The 19,970-nt window shown below is 65.3% G+C and carries 21 protein-coding genes; 16 read left to right on the top strand and 5 right to left on the bottom strand.

All coding sequences use genetic code 11. The annotated features are described in order from the left end of the window. Positions 1–53 precede the first annotated feature (53 nt). The 10 genes from glyA to ACZ9BC_RS22015 all read left to right on the top strand — a co-directional run bounded on the left by glyA (position 54) and on the right by ACZ9BC_RS22015 (position 9,358). Positions 54–1,352 carry a serine hydroxymethyltransferase gene (gene glyA / locus ACZ9BC_RS22060; protein ID WP_079595744.1) on the top strand — a complete coding sequence of 433 codons (1,299 nt, stop codon included), beginning with the start codon at positions 54–56 and terminating at the stop codon, positions 1,350–1,352. A 3-nt stretch (positions 1,353–1,355) separates the two neighbouring features. Further along, on the top strand, positions 1,356–2,261 hold the full coding sequence (locus ACZ9BC_RS22055; RefSeq protein ID WP_079595743.1) for a bifunctional methylenetetrahydrofolate dehydrogenase/methenyltetrahydrofolate cyclohydrolase: 906 nt from the start codon (positions 1,356–1,358) through the stop codon (positions 2,259–2,261). Positions 2,262–2,383: 122 nt separating this feature from the next. Beyond that, the gene (locus tag ACZ9BC_RS22050) at positions 2,384–3,361 is read left to right on the top strand and encodes an ABC transporter ATP-binding protein (RefSeq protein WP_275726146.1); all 978 of its coding nucleotides are present in this window, start codon (positions 2,384–2,386) and stop codon (positions 3,359–3,361) included. Beyond that, the gene (locus ACZ9BC_RS22045; protein ID WP_476247822.1) at positions 3,354–4,208 is read left to right on the top strand and encodes an ABC transporter permease; all 855 of its coding nucleotides are present in this window, start codon (positions 3,354–3,356) and stop codon (positions 4,206–4,208) included. Before ACZ9BC_RS22050 ends, ACZ9BC_RS22045 begins: the two co-directional genes overlap by 8 nt. Continuing rightward, complete coding sequence (locus ACZ9BC_RS22040) at positions 4,205–5,035, top strand: ABC transporter permease (RefSeq protein ID WP_476247821.1); 831 nt, start codon at positions 4,205–4,207, stop codon at positions 5,033–5,035. Before ACZ9BC_RS22045 ends, ACZ9BC_RS22040 begins: the two co-directional genes overlap by 4 nt. Positions 5,036–5,164: 129 nt before the next feature. Continuing rightward, positions 5,165–5,725: a hypothetical protein gene (locus tag ACZ9BC_RS22035; protein ID WP_476247820.1), complete on the top strand. Its 561-nt coding sequence runs from the start codon at positions 5,165–5,167 to the stop codon at positions 5,723–5,725. 10 nt (positions 5,726–5,735) lie between these two features. Next, complete coding sequence (locus tag ACZ9BC_RS22030) at positions 5,736–6,569, top strand: exodeoxyribonuclease III (RefSeq protein WP_476247819.1); 834 nt, start codon at positions 5,736–5,738, stop codon at positions 6,567–6,569. Between the two features lie 21 nt (positions 6,570–6,590). Continuing rightward, the gene (trpS, locus tag ACZ9BC_RS22025; RefSeq protein ID WP_079595738.1) at positions 6,591–7,634 is read left to right on the top strand and encodes a tryptophan--tRNA ligase; all 1,044 of its coding nucleotides are present in this window, start codon (positions 6,591–6,593) and stop codon (positions 7,632–7,634) included. Positions 7,635–7,638: 4 nt separating this feature from the next. Beyond that, positions 7,639–8,214 (top strand): 2'-5' RNA ligase family protein, encoded by a 576-nt coding sequence (locus ACZ9BC_RS22020; protein WP_476247818.1) that lies wholly within the window; start codon positions 7,639–7,641, stop codon positions 8,212–8,214. 58 nt (positions 8,215–8,272) lie between these two features. Then, positions 8,273–9,358, top strand: a complete 1,086-nt coding sequence (locus ACZ9BC_RS22015) for a YihY/virulence factor BrkB family protein (RefSeq protein WP_476247835.1) — start codon at positions 8,273–8,275, stop codon at positions 9,356–9,358. Here ACZ9BC_RS22015 and ACZ9BC_RS22010 read toward each other — a convergent pair. From ACZ9BC_RS22010 to sdhC, 5 genes are all read right to left on the bottom strand, one after another. After that, positions 9,315–10,085: an alpha/beta hydrolase family protein gene (locus tag ACZ9BC_RS22010; protein WP_079595735.1), complete on the bottom strand. Its 771-nt coding sequence runs from the start codon at positions 10,083–10,085 to the stop codon at positions 9,315–9,317. The two genes, ACZ9BC_RS22015 and ACZ9BC_RS22010, sit on opposite strands and share 44 nt — an antisense overlap. 153 nt (positions 10,086–10,238) lie before the next feature. Further along, entirely contained in the window at positions 10,239–11,021 is a 783-nt protein-coding gene (locus tag ACZ9BC_RS22005; RefSeq protein ID WP_079595734.1) for a succinate dehydrogenase iron-sulfur subunit, read from the bottom strand. A 1-nt stretch (position 11,022) separates the two neighbouring features. Next, on the bottom strand, positions 11,023–12,822 hold the full coding sequence (gene sdhA, locus ACZ9BC_RS22000) for a succinate dehydrogenase flavoprotein subunit (protein ID WP_079595733.1): 1,800 nt from the start codon (positions 12,820–12,822) through the stop codon (positions 11,023–11,025). Positions 12,823–12,930: 108 nt separating this feature from the next. Next, positions 12,931–13,392: a succinate dehydrogenase hydrophobic membrane anchor subunit gene (locus ACZ9BC_RS21995; protein ID WP_079595732.1), complete on the bottom strand. Its 462-nt coding sequence runs from the start codon at positions 13,390–13,392 to the stop codon at positions 12,931–12,933. Between the two features lie 3 nt (positions 13,393–13,395). Continuing rightward, positions 13,396–13,776 (bottom strand): succinate dehydrogenase, cytochrome b556 subunit, encoded by a 381-nt coding sequence (sdhC, locus tag ACZ9BC_RS21990; protein WP_079595731.1) that lies wholly within the window; start codon positions 13,774–13,776, stop codon positions 13,396–13,398. A gap of 267 nt (positions 13,777–14,043) precedes the next feature. On the opposite strand from sdhC, the gene ACZ9BC_RS21985 reads away from it, so the two are divergent. The 6 genes from ACZ9BC_RS21985 (at position 14,044) to ACZ9BC_RS21960 (ending at position 19,846) form a co-directional block, all read left to right on the top strand. Beyond that, complete coding sequence (locus ACZ9BC_RS21985; protein WP_079595730.1) at positions 14,044–15,177, top strand: mannose-1-phosphate guanylyltransferase; 1,134 nt, start codon at positions 14,044–14,046, stop codon at positions 15,175–15,177. Positions 15,178–15,281: 104 nt separating this feature from the next. Then, entirely contained in the window at positions 15,282–16,481 is a 1,200-nt protein-coding gene (locus tag ACZ9BC_RS21980) for an amidohydrolase (RefSeq protein WP_476247817.1), read from the top strand. A gap of 76 nt (positions 16,482–16,557) precedes the next feature. Beyond that, the gene (locus ACZ9BC_RS21975; protein ID WP_476247816.1) at positions 16,558–16,992 is read left to right on the top strand and encodes a MarR family winged helix-turn-helix transcriptional regulator; all 435 of its coding nucleotides are present in this window, start codon (positions 16,558–16,560) and stop codon (positions 16,990–16,992) included. A gap of 43 nt (positions 16,993–17,035) precedes the next feature. Further along, positions 17,036–17,467, top strand: coding sequence for an organic hydroperoxide resistance protein (locus ACZ9BC_RS21970; RefSeq protein ID WP_476247815.1), 432 nt, complete (start codon positions 17,036–17,038; stop codon positions 17,465–17,467). Further along, complete coding sequence (locus tag ACZ9BC_RS21965; RefSeq protein WP_476247814.1) at positions 17,464–18,483, top strand: NADP-dependent oxidoreductase; 1,020 nt, start codon at positions 17,464–17,466, stop codon at positions 18,481–18,483. Before ACZ9BC_RS21970 ends, ACZ9BC_RS21965 begins: the two co-directional genes overlap by 4 nt. Before the next feature lie 256 nt (positions 18,484–18,739). Beyond that, complete coding sequence (locus ACZ9BC_RS21960; RefSeq protein WP_476247813.1) at positions 18,740–19,846, top strand: BMP family lipoprotein; 1,107 nt, start codon at positions 18,740–18,742, stop codon at positions 19,844–19,846. Positions 19,847–19,970: the final 124 nt, after the last annotated feature.

Raw genomic sequence — 19,970 nt, 5'->3', positions numbered from 1 at the left:
CACCAGCCGGTAGCCTGACCTAAGCAGTGCCCGTCCCTAGCCAGGAGTTTTCCGTGACTACTACAGCCACCTCAACCACAGCCGTCAGCAACCAGCCGCTGGCCGAGCTTGACCCCGAAATCGCCGCAGTCCTCAACCAGGAGCTCGGCCGCCAGCGCGGCACCCTGGAAATGATTGCCTCCGAAAACTTCGCGCCCCGCGCCGTGATGGAAGCCCAGGGCTCCGTCCTCACCAACAAGTACGCCGAGGGCTACCCGGGCCGCCGCTACTACGGCGGCTGCGAGTACGTGGACGTCGCAGAGCAGCTGGCCATTGACCGGGTCAAGGCACTCTTCGGCGCCGAGTACGCCAACGTCCAGCCGCACTCCGGCGCGCAGGCCAACGCCGCAGCCCTCTCCGCCATGATCACCCCCGGTGACAAGATCCTGGGCCTGTCCCTGGCCCACGGCGGCCACCTGACCCACGGCATGAAGCTGAACTTCTCCGGCAAGCTCTACAACGTGGCTGCCTACCAGGTGGAAGAAGACACTTTCCGCGTGGATATGGACAAGCTTCGCGAGCAGGCCATCGCCGAGAAGCCCCAGGTCATCATCGCCGGCTGGTCCGCCTACCCGCGCCACCTTGACTTCGCAGCCTTCCGCTCCATCGCCGATGAAGTGGGCGCCCTCCTCTGGACGGACATGGCACACTTTGCCGGCCTGGTGGCCGCAGGCCTGCACCCAAGCCCGGTCCCGCACTCCGACGTTGTCACCTCCACCGTGCACAAGACCCTCGCAGGTCCCCGTTCCGGTGTGATCCTGGCCAAGCAGGAGTGGGCCAAGAAGCTGAACTCCAACGTGTTCCCGGGCCAGCAGGGCGGGCCGCTGATGCACGTCATCGCCGCCAAGGCCGTGGCCTTCAAGATCGCCGGCACCCAGGAATTCAAGGAGCGCCAGGAGCGCGTCCTGGAAGGCGCAAAGATCATCGCCGACCGCCTGAACCAGGCAGACGTTGCCGAAGCCGGCGTGTCCGTTCTCACCGGCGGCACCGACGTGCACCTGGTCCTTGTTGACCTGCGCAACTCCCAGCTGGACGGCCAGCAGGCCGAGGACCTCCTGCACTCCGTGGGCATCACGGTCAATCGCAACGCCGTGCCGTTCGACCCCCGCCCGCCGATGGTCACCTCCGGCCTGCGCATCGGCACCCCGGCCCTGGCCACCCGCGGATTCGGCGCCGCCGAGTTCACCGAGGTCGCCGAGATCATTGCCACCGCTCTCAAGGCAGGCAGCAGCGCCGACGTCGAGTCCCTGCAGGCACGCGTGGACAAGCTGGCCGCCGACTTCCCGCTGTACCCGCAGCACGAGCAGTGGTAATTCGTGACTGAAACCACGCAGACCGCAAAGATCCTTGACGGCAGGGCAGCCGCTGCCGCCATCAAGTCCGAGCTGAAAGACCGTGTCGCAGCCCTGAAGGCCCGCGGCGTCACGCCCGGGATCGCCACCGTGCTGGTGGGGGCGGACCCCGCCTCCCAGCTGTATGTGTCCATGAAGCACAAGCAGTCCGTGGAGATCGGGATGAACTCGATCCAGCGCGAGCTGCCTGCAGATGCCACCCAGGCGCAGGTCGAGGACCTCATTGACGAACTCAATGCGGACCCCGCCTGCCACGGGTACATCGTGCAGCTGCCGCTGCCCAAGCACCTGGACACCGACGCCATCCTCGAGCGGATTGACCCCGCCAAGGATGCCGACGGCCTGCACCCGACCAACCTCGGCCGCCTGGTGCTCAACGTCAATGGGGAGATCACCTCGCCGCTGCCGTGCACGCCCCGCGGCGTCATCGAGCTCCTGGAGCGCAACGGCTACAGCCTTTCAGGCAAGCATGTTGTGGTGGTAGGCCGTGGGGTTACCATCGGCCGCTCCATCGGGCTGCTGCTCACGCGGCGGGCCGTGAACGCCACCGTGACCCTGACGCACACCGGCACGAAAAACCTCTCCGAGCTGCTCCGGCAGGCGGACGTTATTGTGGGCGCGGCCGGTGCCAAGCACATCGTGAAGGCTTCGGACGTGAAGCCCGGCGCGGCCCTGCTGGACGTCGGAGTCACCCGGGAAACCGACCCGGAGACGGGCAAGAGCAGGGTCCATGGCGACATCGAACCGGCCGCTGCCGAGGTAGCCGGCTGGGTTTCGCCGAACCCCGGCGGCGTCGGCCCCATGACCGTGGCGCTGCTGATGACCAACGTGGTCGAAGCGGCCGAACGCCAGGCTGGCATCACCGGCTAGTCTCTCTCACGCCCGACGGCGGCACGCACCTTGCGCACGCAAGGGGCGGGCCGCCGTCGGACTTTAAGCGCGGGACGGAAGGAGCCCTTCCACAAGCCCGGCACCTCATTAGTCTGCGGAGGGTGCACAACGAAGCCATCCTGCCCGCCGGCACCCGGCCAGGCAGCCCGCAGCCGTCCGGCACCGTCATCACGGCAGGGAACCTGACAAAGACGTATGGCGGGGTGGCAGCCGTGGACGGCATCTCGTTCACGGTTCCGGCGGGGGAGTCCTTCGGCCTGCTGGGGCCCAACGGCGCGGGGAAGTCCACCACGATGAAGATGATCGGCGGTGTCACCCGGCGCACGTCCGGCAGCCTGAGCATCATGGGGCTCGACCCGGACCAGCACGGTCCTGAGGTGCGTGCCCACCTGGGCGTGGTGCCGCAGCAGGACAACCTGGACGAGGAGCTGCGCGTCCGGGACAACCTCCTGGTGTACGGGCGCTACTTCGGCCTGCCGATGAGCTACCTGAAGCCCAAAGCCGATGAGCTGCTGGAATTCGCGCAGCTGACGGACAAGGCAAAGTCCAAGGTCGACGCCCTCTCCGGCGGCATGAAGCGGCGGCTGACCATCGCCAGGTCGCTGATCAACGAACCGCGCATCCTGCTGCTGGACGAGCCCACCACGGGACTTGACCCGCAGGCACGGCATATCCTGTGGGACCGGCTGTTCCGGCTCAAGGAACAGGGCGTCACGCTGATCCTCACCACGCACTACATGGACGAGGCCGAGCAGCTGTGCGACCGGCTGATCGTGGTGGACAAGGGCCGGATCATGGCTGAGGGTTCCCCGGCGCAGCTGATCCGCGAGCACTCCACCCGCGAGGTGGTGGAACTCCGGTTCGGTTCCGAACGGAACACCACCATCGCAACCGAACTGGGGGGCATAGGCGAGCGGCTGGAGGTCCTGCCGGACCGGGTGCTGATCTACGCGCACGACGGCGAGGGCGCACTTGAGCAGGTGGCGTCCCGCGGCCTGCGGCCACTGACATCGCTGGTCCGGAGGTCCTCGCTGGAGGACGTCTTCCTGCGGCTGACAGGCCGGAGCCTCGTTGACTGAGCAGCGGGCGCCGCGGCCCGCCGGGGCGCTGCATGCCCACAGCCCGCAGGTGGCAGCCGCAAAGGCCCGGCGCCGGGGAGCTTTCTACCACGCGGAGCAGGTGCTCCGGGTGATGAAGAACTACAGCTGGTCCATTCTGATGTACAGCGTGGGCCAGCCCGTGGCATACCTCTTCGCCATGGGGATCGGCCTGGCTTCCCTGGTGGACAGCCAGGGGGCAGGGGCTTTCGGCGGCGTCAGTTACCTGGCCTTCATTGCGCCGGCGCTGCTGGTGTCCGCCGCCGTGATGACCGCCGCCAACGAATTCACGTTTCCGGTGATGGCCGGCTTCAAATGGCGACGGACCTACTACGGTCCGCATGCCACGCCGCTGACACCGGAGCAGATCGCGGCCGGGCACATCATGGCCGTGACGCTGCGGCTGCTGGTGCAGTCAGCCATTTACTTCGCAGCCGTGGCCGTTTTTGGTGCGTCCTCAGGAAGCTGGGCGTGGGCCGGCATCCTGGTGGCCACTCTGGCGGGGCTGTCGTTTGGCCTGCCGCTCATGGCCTACTCCGCCTCGATCACCGAGGACAAGGGGCAGTTCGCCCTGGTAATGCGGCTCGTCGTCATGCCGCTGTTCCTGTTCTCCGGGACCTTCTTCCCGCTGGACACGCTTCCGCCGGGCGTCCGGTGGATCGGCTGGATCTCGCCCATCTGGCACGGCACCGAACTGGGCAGGGTGGTCAGCTACGGATACCAGGAGCCGCTGATCCTCACCCTCGTCCACGTCGCCGTCCTGGCCGGGCTCGCCGTCCTGGGCTGGAACCTGACCCGGCGCCGCTTCACCAAAAGGATGGGGCAATGAGCTGGACCACTCGGCAGGGCGCCACCGAGGATGCACGGAACAGGACCTTCGGACCGCTGTACTCGCGCAACGCGAGGGCAGTGATCTCACGCGGCCTGAAGGCTACGTTGGGCGGCCACTGGCTGGTGATGCTGTCCGGCTTCTTCGAGCCTGTCCTGTTCCTGGTGTCCATGGGTGTGGGCATGGGGGCCATTGTGGGTGCCGTGGAAGGGCCCGGCGGCACGCCCATCAGCTACGCCGCCTACATCGCGCCTGCCCTCCTGGCCGTCTCGGCGATGAACGGGGCGGTGTACGACTCAACCTGGAACGTCTTTTTCAAGATGCATTTCGGCAAGCTGTACCAGGGCATGCTGTACACGTCCCTGGGACCGCTGGACATCGCGCTGGGCGAGATTTTCCTGGCACTCCTGCGCGGGATGCTTTACGCCGCGGGCTTTACGGCCGTCATGGGGATGATGGGACTCATCACCACCCCGTGGGCGCTGCTGATGATCCCCGGCTCGGTGCTGATCGCCTTCGGCTTCGCGAGTATTGGAATGGCGATCACCAGCTTCATGAAGACGTTCCAGCAGATGGACTGGATCACCTTCATGATGCTTCCGATGTTCCTGTTCAGTGCCACGTTCTACCCGCTGAGCGTCTATCCGCAGTACATCCAGTGGCTCATCCAGGCCATGCCGCTGTGGCACGGGGTGGAACTGCTGCGCCAGATCAGCGTGGGAACCTTCACTGCGGCAACGCCCCTACACATCGGCTACTACCTGGTGATGACCGCCGCAGGCATGCTGCTGACCACCATGCGGTTGCGGCAGCTGTTCCTGAAGTAGTGCGGACCCAACCAGGTAGCAGTAACTGTCGTTTTCAGGCGCCAAAATGCCACTTGGCGCTACCTGGTTGGGTGTTCGCCGCCGGTGGAAGCGGCGGGAGCATACACCGGGGTTTGAGACAATGGCTTCATGCAATCTCTGGGCAGCTCCAAGTCATCCTCCAAACCCGCCAGGGGCGGTTTCTCCATGTTCCGCATCAGCGGTCCTGGCCTGATGGTCCTGGTGACGGCGTTTGTTGTCGCCGTCATCTTCGCCGCCAACCAGAACGACGTGGTGGGCTGGGTTGTGGCCGTCATCGCCCTCTTCTGGCTCGCCCTCGCCTGCTTTGTGGTCTTCAGCATCCAAAAGGCAGCCAAGAAGGCCGGCGCCAAGTTGAGCGAAGCCCAGAACGCCTTCACCACGGCTGCCGGCCGCGGACCGTCGTCCTCCGCTGACCACGGCGGCACGCGGGTGGTTTCCGAGCGGAGCCAGGCGGACGAAGTCCGCGACCTCAAGCTGGACCACTCCTTCAAGATTGTCCAGGTGCAGATCCGCGTGGTGGAGGAGGAGCGCGCCAAGGGAGCCGCCGCGAACCAGGACACCATCAACCGTGCCCTTGAAACCATCGAGATTACCGCCACCAATGCGAGGGACATGATCAAGTCCTCAGGCGGCAGCGGGGAGCCGGTCACCGGAACCATCATCGACTAGAGTGGAGCGGGTGAGCTCGGCATTGAAGAAGGACCACCTTCGCATCGCAACCGTCAACGTTAATGGCCTTCGGGCTGCCTACAAGAACGGCATGGCGGCGTGGCTGGAGCCGCGCGACGTGGATATCCTCTGCCTCCAGGAAGTCCGCGCCCCTGACGCCATTGTCCGGCAGCTGCTGGGCGACGGCTGGCACATCCTGCATGCCGAGGCCGAAGCCAAGGGCCGCGCCGGTGTGGCCATCGCATCCCGGGAAGAGCCCCTGGCCACCCGCAACGGCATCGGTGACGACTACTTCGCCACGGCAGGCCGCTGGGTGGAAGCCGATTTCCGGTTCGCTGACGCTGCCGGACATCCTGTCCAGCTGACCGTCGCAAGCGCCTACGTCCACTCCGGTGAGGTGGGCACGCCCAAGCAGGACGACAAGTTCCGTTTCCTGGACGTCATGAGCACGCGGCTGCCTGAGCTGACCAAACACAGCGATCACGCACTGGTGGTCGGTGACCTCAACGTCGCCCACACTCCACTGGACATCCGGAACTGGAAGGGCAACGTCAAGAAGGCAGGGTTCCTGCCCGAAGAGCGCGCCTACTTTGACCGATTCTTCGGCGAGGAGATCGGCTGGCAGGACGTCCACCGCAGCCTGGCGGGCGAGATTGACGGGCCCTACACATGGTGGTCCCAGCGCGGCAAGGCCTTCGACAATGACACCGGCTGGCGCATTGACTACCAGCTGGCCACCCCGGCTTTGGCAGCTTCCGCCATCTCCGCCGTCGTGGACCGCGCAGCCTCCTGGGATACCCGCTTCTCCGACCATGCCCCGCTGGTAGTGGACTACCAGCTCTAAGCCCCCGAAAGTTTCCTCCCCATGACTAGCCAGACATCCCCGGCCGCAAAGAAGCGCATCCTTTCCGGAGCCAAGCCCACCGCCGATTCGCTGCACCTGGGCAACTACATCGGTGCCGTCCGCAACTGGGTGGACATGCAGGCTGAGTACGACGCCGTGTTCTTCATCCCGGACCTGCACGCCATCACCGTGGACTTCGACCCCGCAGAACTGGCTAAGCGCACCCGTATCGTCGCGGCCCAGTACATCGCCGCCGGCATCGACCCGGACAAGAGCATCTTCTTTGTCCAGTCCCATGTACCCGAGCACGCGCAGCTTGCCTGGGCCCTGAACTGCATCACCGGCTTCGGCGAGGCTTCGCGGATGACCCAGTTCAAGGACAAAACCCAGAAGTCCGGCGCGGATGCCGCCACGCTGGGGCTGTTCGCCTACCCCACGCTCATGGCCGCGGACATCCTGCTGTACCAGACCGACCTGGTGCCTGTAGGGGAGGACCAGCGTCAGCACCTGGAGCTCACCCGCAACCTGGCCCAGCGCTTCAACACCAGGTTCGGTGCCACGTTCACCGTTCCGGAGGCGACCATCGTCAAGGAACGCGCCAAGATCTACGACCTCCAGAATCCGAGTGCCAAGATGTCCAAGACCGGCGAATCGCCCAACGGCGCCATCCAGCTGCTGGAGGATCCAAAGATCGCCGCCAAGCGCATCAAGTCCGCTGTAACTGACGCCGGCACGGAGATCAGGTTCCACCCCGAAGAAAAGCCGGGCGTCTCAAACCTGCTCACCATCTACTCATCCCTGACCGGAAAGTCCGTCGCTGACCTCGAGGCCGAGTACCAGGGCAAGATGTACGGGCACCTCAAGGTGGACCTCGCCGAGGTGGTGGTGGACTTCGTCACCCCGCTGCGGAACCGGACCAACGAGCTGATGGAGGACCCCGCGGAACTGGACCGGCTGCTGGCCCACGGCGCCGAGCGCGCCCGTGAGATTGCGGCCGTTACCCTTGGCCAGGTGTATGAGCGCATGGGCTTCCTCCCGTCACTCAGCCTCGCAGGAGTCCGCTAGCGCCATGTCATCCAGCGTAGGCGTCATCCTGGGGTTCCCCCCTGACATAGCGGAGGAGCTCCAGCGCTGGCGGGCGTCCTTCGGCGACCCGCTGGCGGACGTGGTGCCGGCACACATCACGCTGGTGACCACCACCCCCACGCACGACTGGGAAGCCACGCGGGAGCATGTCCGCGAGGTGGCCCGCCGGCAGAGCCCGTTCATGGTCACCATTGCCGGGACCGGTACCTTCCGCCCCGTTTCTCCGGTGGTTTTCATCAACGTTGAGGACGGCTTTGAGCAGTGCGTCGATCTTCACGAAAAACTTCAGCAGGGCCCGCTGGAGCGCGAACTGCCTTTTGCCTACCATCCCCACGTCACCATTGCCCACGACGTTGCCCCCGAAAGCCTTGACGAGGCCGAAACGGTCCTGAAGAACTACAAGGCCACCTTCCCCGTGGTTAGCATGGGACTTTACGAGCACGATGCCGACGGCATCTGGCAGCTACGGGAAGAGCTGGACTTTGGGACCGAAACTGACAACGCCGCCGGCACCCGATTCGCGGACGCCGCCGCGGACACAGCAGCCGAAGCAGGCTGAGCAGCAGCCACTTCCCACTGAACGCGCCCAGCTGCGGCTCGCCGTCATCCGGAAGCGGATGGAGTGGGGCAAGGCGCGCAGGGCAGGCGGGAGGCCGTTTCCGGCGCTGATGGCGATGCTCCAATGGATCCTTGCCCGGCTCAACGTTTTTCGGCCCATGCGCGCCTTCCGGCACTACAGCCTCCAGCGTGGCCCGCTGATGAGCGCCGGCATTGGCTTCAACATGTTTTTCTCCATCACAGGCCTCCTCACCACGGGCTTCTCCATCGCAGGCCTTGTGCTCCGGGGGCAGCCGGCCCTCCTGGACACCATCATCAGCAGTGTGGCGTCGAGTGCGCCCGGGCTCCTGAAACTGAACGGCGGGGCCGGGCTCGTGGATCCGCAGGACCTGCTGAATCCTGACGGACTGGGCTGGACAGCGGTGATCGGCTCCCTGGTCACTGTGGTCACCTCGCTGCGATGGATTTCCGGAATCCGGGAAGGGCTTCGCGGCGTCCTGGGGCTGCCGCCACTGCTGGTCAATCCCATCCTCCTGAAGCTGCGGGATGCCGGAACCCTGCTGCTCCTGGGCGTGGCGCTGGTCATCAGCGCCGGCGCTTCCCTGGTGTTCGGAACCGCCGCAGGGTGGGTTTCGGATTTCCTCCGACTCGACGACGCGCTGGCGGGTCCGCTGGCCACGTCCGTCAAGATCACCGTTCCCCTGGTCCTGGGCTGGGCCACCGCCTTCATCATGTACAGGTTCGCCGCGAGCCTGAAGCTGTCACGCCGGGCGCTGCTGGAAGGAACCATCCTGGCGGCCCTTGGCACGGGCGTGCTCCAGATCTTCAGCACAGAACTGCTGGCAGGAGCCGGCAGGAATCCCATCCTGGCGCCGTTCGCCATCATCATCGGCCTGCTGATCTGGTTCAACCTGGTCAGCCAGGTCTACCTGGTGTCGGCCGGCTGGGCGGCAGTGAGGGAGGCGGACCTGCGGAGCGCCCCCACGGGCCATGAGAAGGGCACCTGGGGTGCGCGTCAGGTCCAGCCGGGAAAGGTACCAGTCCAGCCGGGAAAGGTACCGGTCCAGCCCGGTAAGGTCCCGGCCCAGCAGGACGGGGCCGCTACTGCCCGGCGTCGAGGTATTGGTCGGCCCAGGCAGCGATAATCCGGGCGGCCCGGGCCGCCTGGCCCTTGCCTGTCAGCAGGTGGTCGCTCCCTTCGAGGGACACGAAGTTCCGCGGGTGCCGTGCCGTCTGGAAAATAGTGCTGGCGTTCTCGATGCCCACAGTGTTGTCCGTGGGGGAGTGGAGCACCATCAGCGGCTTGTGCAGCTGCTTGATGCAGTCCGTGAGGTCGGCGTTTTCCAGGTCCTCCACGAAATGCCGCCGGATCTCCACGCGTTTCCCGCCAAGATCCACCTCGGCGCTGCCTTCGCTGAGGATCTTGTCCAGTGCCGCGTCAAAAACGTGTGCCACGTGCTTGGGCGAGAAAGGGGCGCCAACGGTGGCTACGGCGTCGAGCTCCGGGATTTCCCGCGCCGCCGCCAGGACGGCCGCCCCGCCGAAGGAGTGCCCCACCAGCAGGGAAATCTGCTTTCCCTCGCTGCGCATGAACTCTGCCGCTTTCACCGTGTCCGCCACCTTGTGGCTGAACGAGCCCGCTGACCATTCACCGGCGGATCCACCCAGCCCCAGGTTGTCGAACCGCAGCATTCCCACGCCGCTGTCCGCCAGCGCCTTGCACATCCGGGACGCGGAAGGGGCGTCCTTCCCCAGGGTGAAGCCATGCGAAAAGACGCCCCAGCCCTTCACCGGTCCATCCGGCACATCGATGATGCCGGAGAGCATTTCGCCGGTGGACCCGGCAAAGGAGACTTTTTCGGAGCGGGACACGGCGTCCCCTTTCGTTTGGTACGAATGGCTGTGGGCCCACGCCCGCCGGGTTCCCTGGCCGAGCTTGCGAGGTCAGGGGCGGGTGGGGAGAAACAACGACGGCGCCGATCCCCCTGAAGTGGGGGACGGCGCCGTCGTCTGTTTGATCCTTGGTCAGATCTTGCGGGACAGGATGGCCTGCTTGACCTCGGCGATGGCCTGGGTCACCTGGATGCCGCGCGGGCACGCCTCGGAGCAGTTGAAGGTGGTGCGGCAGCGCCACACGCCTTCCTTGTCGTTGAGGATCTCCAGGCGCATGTCACCGGCGTCATCACGGGAATCGAAGATGAAGCGGTGCGCGTTCACGATGGCTGCCGGGCCGAAGTACTGGCCGTCAGTCCAGAAGACGGGGCAGGACGACGTGCACGCGGCGCACAGGATGCACTTGGTGGTGTCGTCGAAACGCTCGCGGTCCTCGGCGGACTGCAGGCGTTCCCGGGTGGGCTCGTGGCCCTTGTTGATGAGGAACGGCATGACCTCGCGGTAGGACTGGAAGAACGGCTCCATGTCCACGATGAGGTCCTTCTCCACCGGCAGGCCCTTGATGGGTTCAACCAGGATGGGCTTGGACGTGTCCAGGTCCTTCAGCAGGGTCTTGCAGGCGAGGCGGTTGCGTCCGTTGATGCGCATGGCGTCGGAGCCGCACACGCCGTGGGCGCAGGAGCGGCGGAAGGACAAGCTGCCGTCCATCTCCCACTTGACCTTGTGCAGGGCATCCAGGACGCGGTCCGTGCCGTACATGGTGAGGTGGAAGTCATCCCATGTGGCCTCCTCGGAGACCTCCGGGTTGTACCGGCGGACGCGCATGTGCACATCGAACGTGGGGATTTCGCCGCCACCGCCGACGCCGGCAGGCAGTTCAATCTTTGAGGCTGGCTCAGCGATTTCAGCGGTCATCTTAGTACTTCCTCACCATCGGCTCGTAGCGGGTAAAGACGACCGGCTTGGTGGCCAGGCGGATGCCGGCAATTGCTTCTGCCGATCCGTCAGCCGGGGCGTGGTCGTCCTTGTACGCCATGGAGTGCTTCATAAATTTCTCGTCGTCACGCTCCGGGAAGTCCTCGCGGAAGTGTCCGCCGCGGGATTCCTCGCGGTGCAGTGCGGCCACGGTCATCACCTTGGCCAGTTCCAGCAGGAAGCCAAGCTCAACGGCCTCGAGCAGGTCCAGGTTGAAGCGCTTGCCCTTGTCCTGGACGTTGATGCGCTTGTAGCGCTCCTCGAAGGAGGCGATATCGCGCAGCACCTGGTTCAGCGTTTCCGCTGTGCGGAACACCTGCATGTTGGCGTCCATGGTGTCCTGCAGTTCCTTGCGGATCTGGGCCACCTTTTCGTCGCCGGTGCCGTTGCGGGCGATGTCCAGCAGTTCTGTGGTGTAGGCCAGCGGGTTCTCCGGCAGTTCCACGAAGTCGGCCGTCTTGGCGTACTCGGCCGCGGCGATGCCGGCGCGCTTGCCGAAGACGTTGATGTCCAGCAGGGAGTTGGTGCCCAGCCGGTTGGAGCCGTGCACGGAAACGCAGGCCACTTCACCGGCGGCGTAGAGGCCCGGGACCACGGTGTCGTTGTCCTGCAGGACCTCGGTGGTGATGTTCGTGGGAATGCCGCCCATGGCGTAGTGGGCGGTGGGGAACACGGGAACCGGCTCGGTGTACGGTTCCACGCCCAGGTAGGTGCGGGCGAACTCGGTGATGTCCGGCAGCTTGGCATCGATGTGGGCCGGCTCCAGGTGGGTCAGGTCCAGGAGCACGTAGTCCTTGTTCGGGCCGCAGCCGCGGCCTTCACGTACCTCGTTGGCCATGGAACGGGCCACGATGTCACGCGGCGCCAGGTCCTTGATGGTGGGGGCGTAACGCTCCATAAAGCGTTCACCCTCCGAGTTACGGAGGATGGCGCCTTCACCGCGGGCGGCCTCGGACAGGAGGATGCCCAGGCCGGCGAGGCCGGTCGGGTGGAACTGGAAGAACTCCATGTCCTCCAGCGGGATGCCGCGGCGGAAGGCGATGCCCATGCCGTCGCCGGTGAGGGTGTGGGCGTTGGAGGTGGTCTTGAAGACCTTGCCGGCGCCGCCGGAAGCGAAGACCACGGACTTGGCCTGAAATACGTGCAGTTCACCGGAGGCGAGGTCGTAGGATACGACGCCGGCAACGCGCTTCTGCTTGTAGGGCGTGCCGTCCGCGCGGACTGCGTCCTCTTCGACCGTCAGCAGGTCCAGGACGTAGTACTCGTTGTAGAACTCGACGTTGTGCTTAACGCAGTTCTGGTACAGGGTCTGGAGGATCATGTGGCCGGTACGGTCGGCGGCGTAGCATGCGCGGCGGACCGGTGCCTTGCCGTGGTCGCGGGTGTGGCCACCGAAGCGGCGCTGGTCAATCCGGCCCTCGGGCGTGCGGTTGAACGGCAGACCCATCTTTTCCAGGTCAAGCACAGCGTCGATGGCTTCCTTGGCCATGACCTCCGCGGCGTCCTGGTCAACCAGGTAGTCGCCGCCCTTGACGGTGTCGAACGTGTGCCACTCCCAGTTGTCTTCCTCGACGTTGGCAAGGGCCGCACACATGCCACCCTGCGCCGCACCGGTGTGCGAGCGGGTGGGGTAGAGCTTGGTCAGTACTGCTGTGCGCGCGCGCTGACCGGATTCGATCGCGGCGCGCATGCCAGCGCCACCGGCACCGACGATGACGACGTCGTACTTATGGACCTGCATACCAGATGCTCTTTCTCTCAAAATTCGCTATAAAACAACGGGGCGGCTTCGCCTTCCCCGCAAAACAGGGCCCGCGGTAATGCCCGCGGGCCCGGGGTGGTGCTGGTGCTAGGCAGGGCAGAAGCCGCCAGGCAGGGGAACGCCGTCGACGACGGGGCACGGGTTGAAGGTGAAGATCACCAGGGTGCCCAGGACGATGATGACGACGGTGGCCGAGTAGAGGACCGTCTTCAGCCAGCGGCGGGTGGAGGTCTTTTCGGCGTAGTCATTGATGATGGTGCGGACGCCGTTGGTGCCGTGCAGCATGGCAAGCCACAGCATGGTCAGGTCCCAGAACTGCCAGAACGGATCCGCCCACTTGCCGGCAACGAAGCCGAAGTCGATGGCGTGGATGCCTTCGCCTACCAGGAGGTTCACGAAAAGGTGCCCGAAGATGAGGACCACCAGCACCACGCCGGAGAGGCGCATGAACAGCCAGGCGATCATCTCGAAGTTGCCCCGGGTGCCGCCGTTGCGGCGGTACTGGGGGGCGATCCGCCCGCTGCGGGGGCTCTCGATTGTTGCACTCATTGCTTAGTGACCTCCGAGGGCGAGGGACAGGTGGCGGATGGAGAATGCGACCATGGTGACGACCCAGAGACCCAGGACTGCCCACAGCATCTGACGCTGGTACTTGGCGCCGTTCTTCCAGAAGTCGACCGCGATGATCCGCAGGCCGTTGAAGGCGTGGAAGACGATGGCGGCAACGAGGCCCGTCTCACCCAGTGCCATCAGGGGATTCTTGTACGCGCCGATAACGGCGGTGTAAGCCTCGGGTGACACACGCACCAAGGAGGTGTCCAAGACATGGACCAACAAGAAGAAAAAGATCACTACACCGGTAATACGGTGTCCTACCCAAGACCACATGCCTTCACGGCCGCGGTACAAGGTGCCAGCTGGTTTTGTCGGCACTGATAAACCTCCCTGCAACACAGCGGCGCTGGCATGAGATCCACGCGGGGGGAACGCCTGCTGCGAGAGCACTCGTAGCTCAGGCCTAAATCTAGGCTCCGCTCACAGCTTATTCAATTTAGGAGCTCCTTGGTGCCCAGCAGTGGCGCGGTTTTTCGAATTTTTTGAGACGAACGCCACACGGGCTTGCCGCACTTGGACTGAACTGTGTCGCGGCGGCGGAGTCCGGAGGGGTCCGTTGCAGCCGGTCGGCTAAAGTAGGCGGTGATGAGTACAGACAAAGTGACAAGCCCGGCATCACCCCTTGACCGCTTCATCGCGGTGATCCCGGCCGGCGGAGTGGGGACCCGCCTCTGGCCCCTGTCGCGAGCCGCAGCTCCCAAGTTCCTTCACGACCTCACGGGTTCGGGCAGCACATTGCTGCGCGCCACCTACGACCGGCTGCACCCGCTTGCGGGGAGCCGGATGCTGGTGGTGACCGGCAAGGCCCACCGTGATGCCGTATGCCGCCAGCTTCCCGAGGTTAAGGATTCGGACCTCGTCCTCGAGTCCGAACCCAAGGACTCAGCGGCAGCCATCGGTCTCGCCGCCGCCATCCTGCACGAGCGTGATCCGGACACCATCATGGGTTCCTTCGCCGCGGACCAGGTCATCAGCCCGGACCACCTCTTCCAGGAGGCCGTCCGCGAAGCCATCCACACCGCAGCCGCCGGCAAGATCGTGACCATCGGCATCAAGCCCACGCACCCGTCCACGGGTTTCGGCTACATCCGTTCAGGCCAGGGACTGCACATCGAGGGCGCGCCCAGCGCCCAGGACGTGGTGGAGTTTGTTGAAAAGCCGGACGAGGTAGTGGCCCAGCAGTATGTGGACAGCGGCAACTACGTTTGGAACGCCGGCATGTTCGTGGCGCCCGTCGCGCTGCTGCTCAAGCACCTGGAAGCCAACCAGCCCGAGCTGTTCCAGGGCCTGCAGGAAATCGCCCGCGCCTGGGACACTCCGGCCCGTGACGAAGTGACAAGCCGCGTGTGGCCCACGCTGCCCAAGATCGCCATCGACTACGCCGTGGCCGAACCCGCCGCCGAAGCCGGGGACGTCGCCGTCGTGCCCGGCTCCTTCCGCTGGGATGACGTTGGCGACTTCGCCTCCGTGGGCCGGCTGAACTCAGCCAAGGAAGTGGATGACGTCACGGTCCTGGGTGAAGGCGCCCGCGTCTTCACCGAGAACTCCAGCGGCGTGGTGGTCACTGACACCAAGCGGGTCATCGCCCTGATCGGGATCCAGGACGTTGTCATCGTGGACACTCCGGACGCCCTGCTGGTCACCACCATGGCCAACTCGCAGCGGGTCAAAGCAGCCGTTGATGCCCTCAAGGCCAGCGGCGACACGGACGTCCTTTAATCGGATGCCCCGCCGTCGGCATCCCGGGGCCCGTCCGGGCACCCGGGATGTAACGCGGCGACCGTGATGGCTGGTATTCCTGCCACCCTCGCTAGAGTGAAACAGTGCGCAATTACACTACTGAAGCCGAGCCCACCGCTTTGGTGGCTCCGTGGCTCGAGCCGCTCCTGCCGGAACTGATCGAATTCCGCCGGGACCTGCATGCGCATCCGGAGCTGTCCTTCAAGGAATTCCGCACCACTGACAAGCTGGCCGAGCGGCTCGAGGAGGCAGGCCTCACTCCGCGCCGCCTCGAGGGAACCGGACTCACGGTGGACGTCGGGGAAGGCCCCATCGCCACTGCGCTGCGCGGGGACATCGACGCCCTGCCCATCATCGAGGAAACCGGCCTGCCGTTCGCCTCGAAAAACCACGGCGTAACCCACGCCTGCGGCCACGATGTGCACACCACCACCATGCTCGGCATCGCCCTGGTGCTGAACAGGATGCACCAGGAGTCGCCCCTGGGCGCCACCGTCCGCCTGATCTTCCAGCCGGCCGAGGAAACCATGCCCGGCGGCGCCCACTCCTGCATCGAGCAGGGCGTCCTGGAAGGCGTGCCCCGGATCCTGGCGCTGCACTGCGATCCCCGCATCGAGGTGGGCAAGATCGGCACGCGCATTGGAGCCATCACCTCGGCCTCGGACACCATCCGTATTGAGCTTTCGGGCCGGGGCGGCCATACCTCGCGGCCACACCTGACCGAGGATCTGGTGTTTGCCCTGGCACAGATCGCGGTGAACGTGCCCGCGGTCCTGTCCCGCCGCGTGGATGTCCGCAGCGGCGTGTCCGTGGTGTGGGGCCAGATTTCCGCCGGTTCGGCGCCCAACGCCATCCCGGGCACCGGCTACATGGCCGGGACCATGCGCTGCCTGGACCGCGAGGCCTGGCACGCCGCCGGTGAACTCCTTGATGAAGTGGTCCACCAGGTGGCGGCACCGTACGGCGTGGACGTCAAGCTTGAGCACACCAGGGGAGTGCCTCCGGTGGTCAACTCTGAACATGAAACGGCCATTATCGAGGCGTCCGCACGTGCCGAGATCGGCGAAAGCGCCGTGGTGCTCACGCCGCAGTCCATGGGCGGTGAAGACTTCGCCTGGTTCCTGGCCGAGCTTCCCGGTGCCATGATGCGCCTGGGCACCAAAACTCCGGGCGGCGAGGAATATGACCTCCACCGCGGCGACTACATCCTGGACGAGCGTGCCCTGGGCCTCGGCATCCGGGTGCTGACTGCGGCGGCCCTCCGCACCATCCGCGACCTCTAAGCAGCATGCTGCACCGGATCTCCGGCGCAGGTGAGGTAAGTTGTGCACAACTTAGTTGTCCGCTACTGTTTGTGTTGTGACTGAAATTCCCCGCCTGGACCGGCAAGTATGCTTCGCGCTGTATTCGGCCTCCCGCGCCGCCACTGCGGTCTACCGCCCCGTCCTGGAAGACATGGGCCTGACGTACCCGCAGTACCTGGTGATGCTGGTGCTGTGGGAGAGCGAGCCGCGCGGCGTGAAGGAACTGGGCGAGGAATTGGGCCTGGACTCCGGCACCCTGTCGCCCTTGCTGAAGCGGCTTGAAGCCCTGGGCCTGGTGGAACGGCGCCGGTCTGGCGAGGATGAGCGCCGCGTCGCCGTCCACCTGACGCCGGCGGGAAGAAGCCTCAGCGCCAAGGCTGCCGCCATTCCCCAGCGTCTCGCGCAGGCCGCAGGACTCTCCCACCGGGAACTCGAGCAGCTTCGCGAAACCCTTGGCAAATTGACTGCCGCCCTGCACAACGCGGTGTGACGCCACCAACGTCTTACTGATCCCCAACAGAACGGATACCACTGTGAAGCCTCTTTACACTGCCGAAGCCCTTGCCTCCGGAGAAGGTCGTGACGGAAACGCCCGCTCCAGCGACGGGAAGCTGGAAGTCAACCTTGCCAGCCCTGTTGAACTCGGCGGCAGCGGCCAGGGCACCAACCCGGAGCAGCTCTTTGCTGCTGGATATGCTGCCTGCTTCCACTCGGCACTGCGCCTCGTGGCCGGCAGGGAACAGGCCGACCTCACCGATTCGGCCGTAGCTGCCAAGGTCCACCTCGGCAAGCTGGACGGCGGGACGGGCTTCGGCCTTGCCGCTGAACTGGAGATCGCGCTGCCGGCCCTTGGCCTGGCCACCGCCGAGGCTCTCGTGGCCAAAGCGCACCAGATCTGCCCCTATTCGAACGCCACCCGTGGAAACATCAGCGTGGACATCAAGGTCCTGGAGTACGCAGCATGAGCGTTGCCACGCTTCCCGCCACAACCCGTGAAATCCAGCTGGTGTCCCGTCCGGTTGGCCGCCCCGGGCCGGAGAATTTCCGGCTCGCCGAGTCGCCGCTGCCTGACCTCGCAGATGGCCAGATCATGGTGAAGAACCTTTTTATCTCGGTTGACCCCTATATGCGCGGACGCATGAACGACGTCAAGTCATACTCTGCGCCCTTTGCCTTGGGCGAAGCGCTCGACGGCGGCGCGGTGGGTGAGGTGATCGCGTCCCGTTCCGGCGCGCATAAGGAGGGGGACGTCGTCGTGCATTCCCTCGGCTGGCGCGAATATGCGGTGCTGGACGCTGCCGCTGCCACCCCGGCCCGCACCGACCTGGCGCCGGCCTCGGCATTCCTTGGCGCCCTGGGCATGACCGGCCTGACAGCCTATGCCGGGCTGCTCAAGGTGGCCAATTTTGCCCCGGGCGACGCCGTCTTCGTTTCCGGCGCGGCAGGCGCGGTTGGCTCGCTGGTGGGCCAGATCGCGAAAGCGATGGGCGCCTCGCGGGTGATCGGCTCGGCAGGCTCACCCGCCAAGGTGGCCCGCCTGCTGGAACTCGGCTTCGACGCCGCCTTCGATTACCACGACGGTCCAGTCCGTGAGCAGCTGGAAAAAGCCGCCGGCAGTGCCGGCATGGACGTCTACTTCGACAATGTGGGCGGCGAGCACCTGGAGGCTGCACTGGCCGTCCTCAATGTTGGCGGGCGGGTGGCGATGTGCGGAGCCATCGCACAGTACAACTCCACGGAACCCACCCCCGCGCCGCGGAACCTTATGCAGGCCATCGGCAAGCAGCTCACCCTGCAGGGTTTCCTGGTGGGTGGCCAGCGGCAGCATGCCCGCGAGTTCGCCGAAAAGATGGCGGGCTGGCTGGCCGATGGCACCGTGCGCTACGACGAAACCATCGTGGACGGGCTGGAAAACGCCCCGCAGGCCTTCATGGACCTGCTCGATGGCGCGAACACGGGCAAAATGCTGGTCCGGCTCTAGCTCCCGCCCGCCTTGCAACCAGGAGGGGTGCCGCAGCAGAGCGGCACCCCTACTGGTTGGTAACAACTTGTAAACAATCTCCGGGAACCCGTTCTGTCGTGCTATTAGGACGTGGCGCAGGCCACTAAAGTAGGAGCCATCAGTGCGCTCCGGCGCAGTGCTGCGAGCCCTCAGTGAAAACAGAATTTCAGTGCAGAAACGGACACTCATTGAATTCGAGCCGTAGCGCCACTCTCTTCACCCTGGAGGAATCTTGATGACATCACTGCGTTCACACCTCAAGCGCGGTTCAGTTGCAGGCATGGCTACCGTGGGTGCCACAGCACTCGTGCTGGCCGGTTGCGGCGCCCCGCCCGAAGCGGGAACCAACTCCACGGCCGGTGCCACCGACTACACCGGCTGCATCGTCTCCGACTCCGGCGGATTCGACGACCAGTCATTCAACCAGTCCTCCTACGAGGGCATGAAGAAGGCCGAGAAGGACCTGGGGATCAAGGTCAACCAGGCCGAGTCGAAGACCAACAACGACTTCGAGCCGAACCTGCGCGCCATGGTCACCGCGGGGTGCGACCTGACCCTCACTGTCGGCTTCCTGCTGGGCGACGCCACCGAGGCACAGGCAATGGCCAACCCCGACAAGCATTTCGCCATCATCGACTTCGCAGACGAAACGCCGGTCGCGAATGTCAAGCCGATCATCTACGACACCGCGCAGGCGGCGTTCCTCGCCGGTTACCTGGCTGCAGGGACCACCAAAACCGGGAAAGTGGCCACCTTCGGTGGCAAGAACATCCCCGCGGTCACCATCTTTATGGATGGCTTCGCCGACGGCGTGAAGTACTACAACGAGCAGAAGGGCAAGGACGTGCAGCTCCTTGGCTGGAACAAGGACGCCCAGGACGGGACGTTCACCGGCGACTTCGAAAAGCAGGACGTGGGCAAGCAGGTCACCCAGAACTTCCTGGACCAGGGCGCCGACATCGTGATGCCCGTGGCAGGCCCGGTAGGCAAGGGCGCGGGGGCGGCGCTGAAGGATGCCAAGACCGCCGGCAAGGACGTCAAGCTGATCTGGGTCGACTCCGACGGCTACCTGACCGCCCCTGACTACAAGGACATTATGCTGTCCTCCGTCATAAAGACGATGGACGAGGCCGTGGAGACCGTGGTCAAGGAGGACAAGGACGGCAAGTTCAGCAACACCCCGTACGTCGGCACCCTCGCCAACGACGGTGTGCAGTTGGCCCCCTTCCACGATCTCGATTCGCAGGTCCCCGCCGAGCTCAAGTCCGAGCTGGAGCAGATCAAGAAGGACATTGTGGACGGCAAGCTCAAGGTTGAGTCCAAGGAAAGCCCCAAGTCCTGACTCGTGCACTGAGCGCCGCCGCCCGGCTGGTCGATGACCGGCCCGGCGGCGGCGCTTTTTGCTGCTGCCTGCCTCTTTTGGGCCACCGCCCGCTCATCCCAGGACTGCAACCACTAGGCTGGTG

This window comes from Pseudarthrobacter sp. TE3704 (genome assembly GCF_056279405.1).
This window is presented reverse-complemented; position numbering and strand designations above follow the sequence as displayed.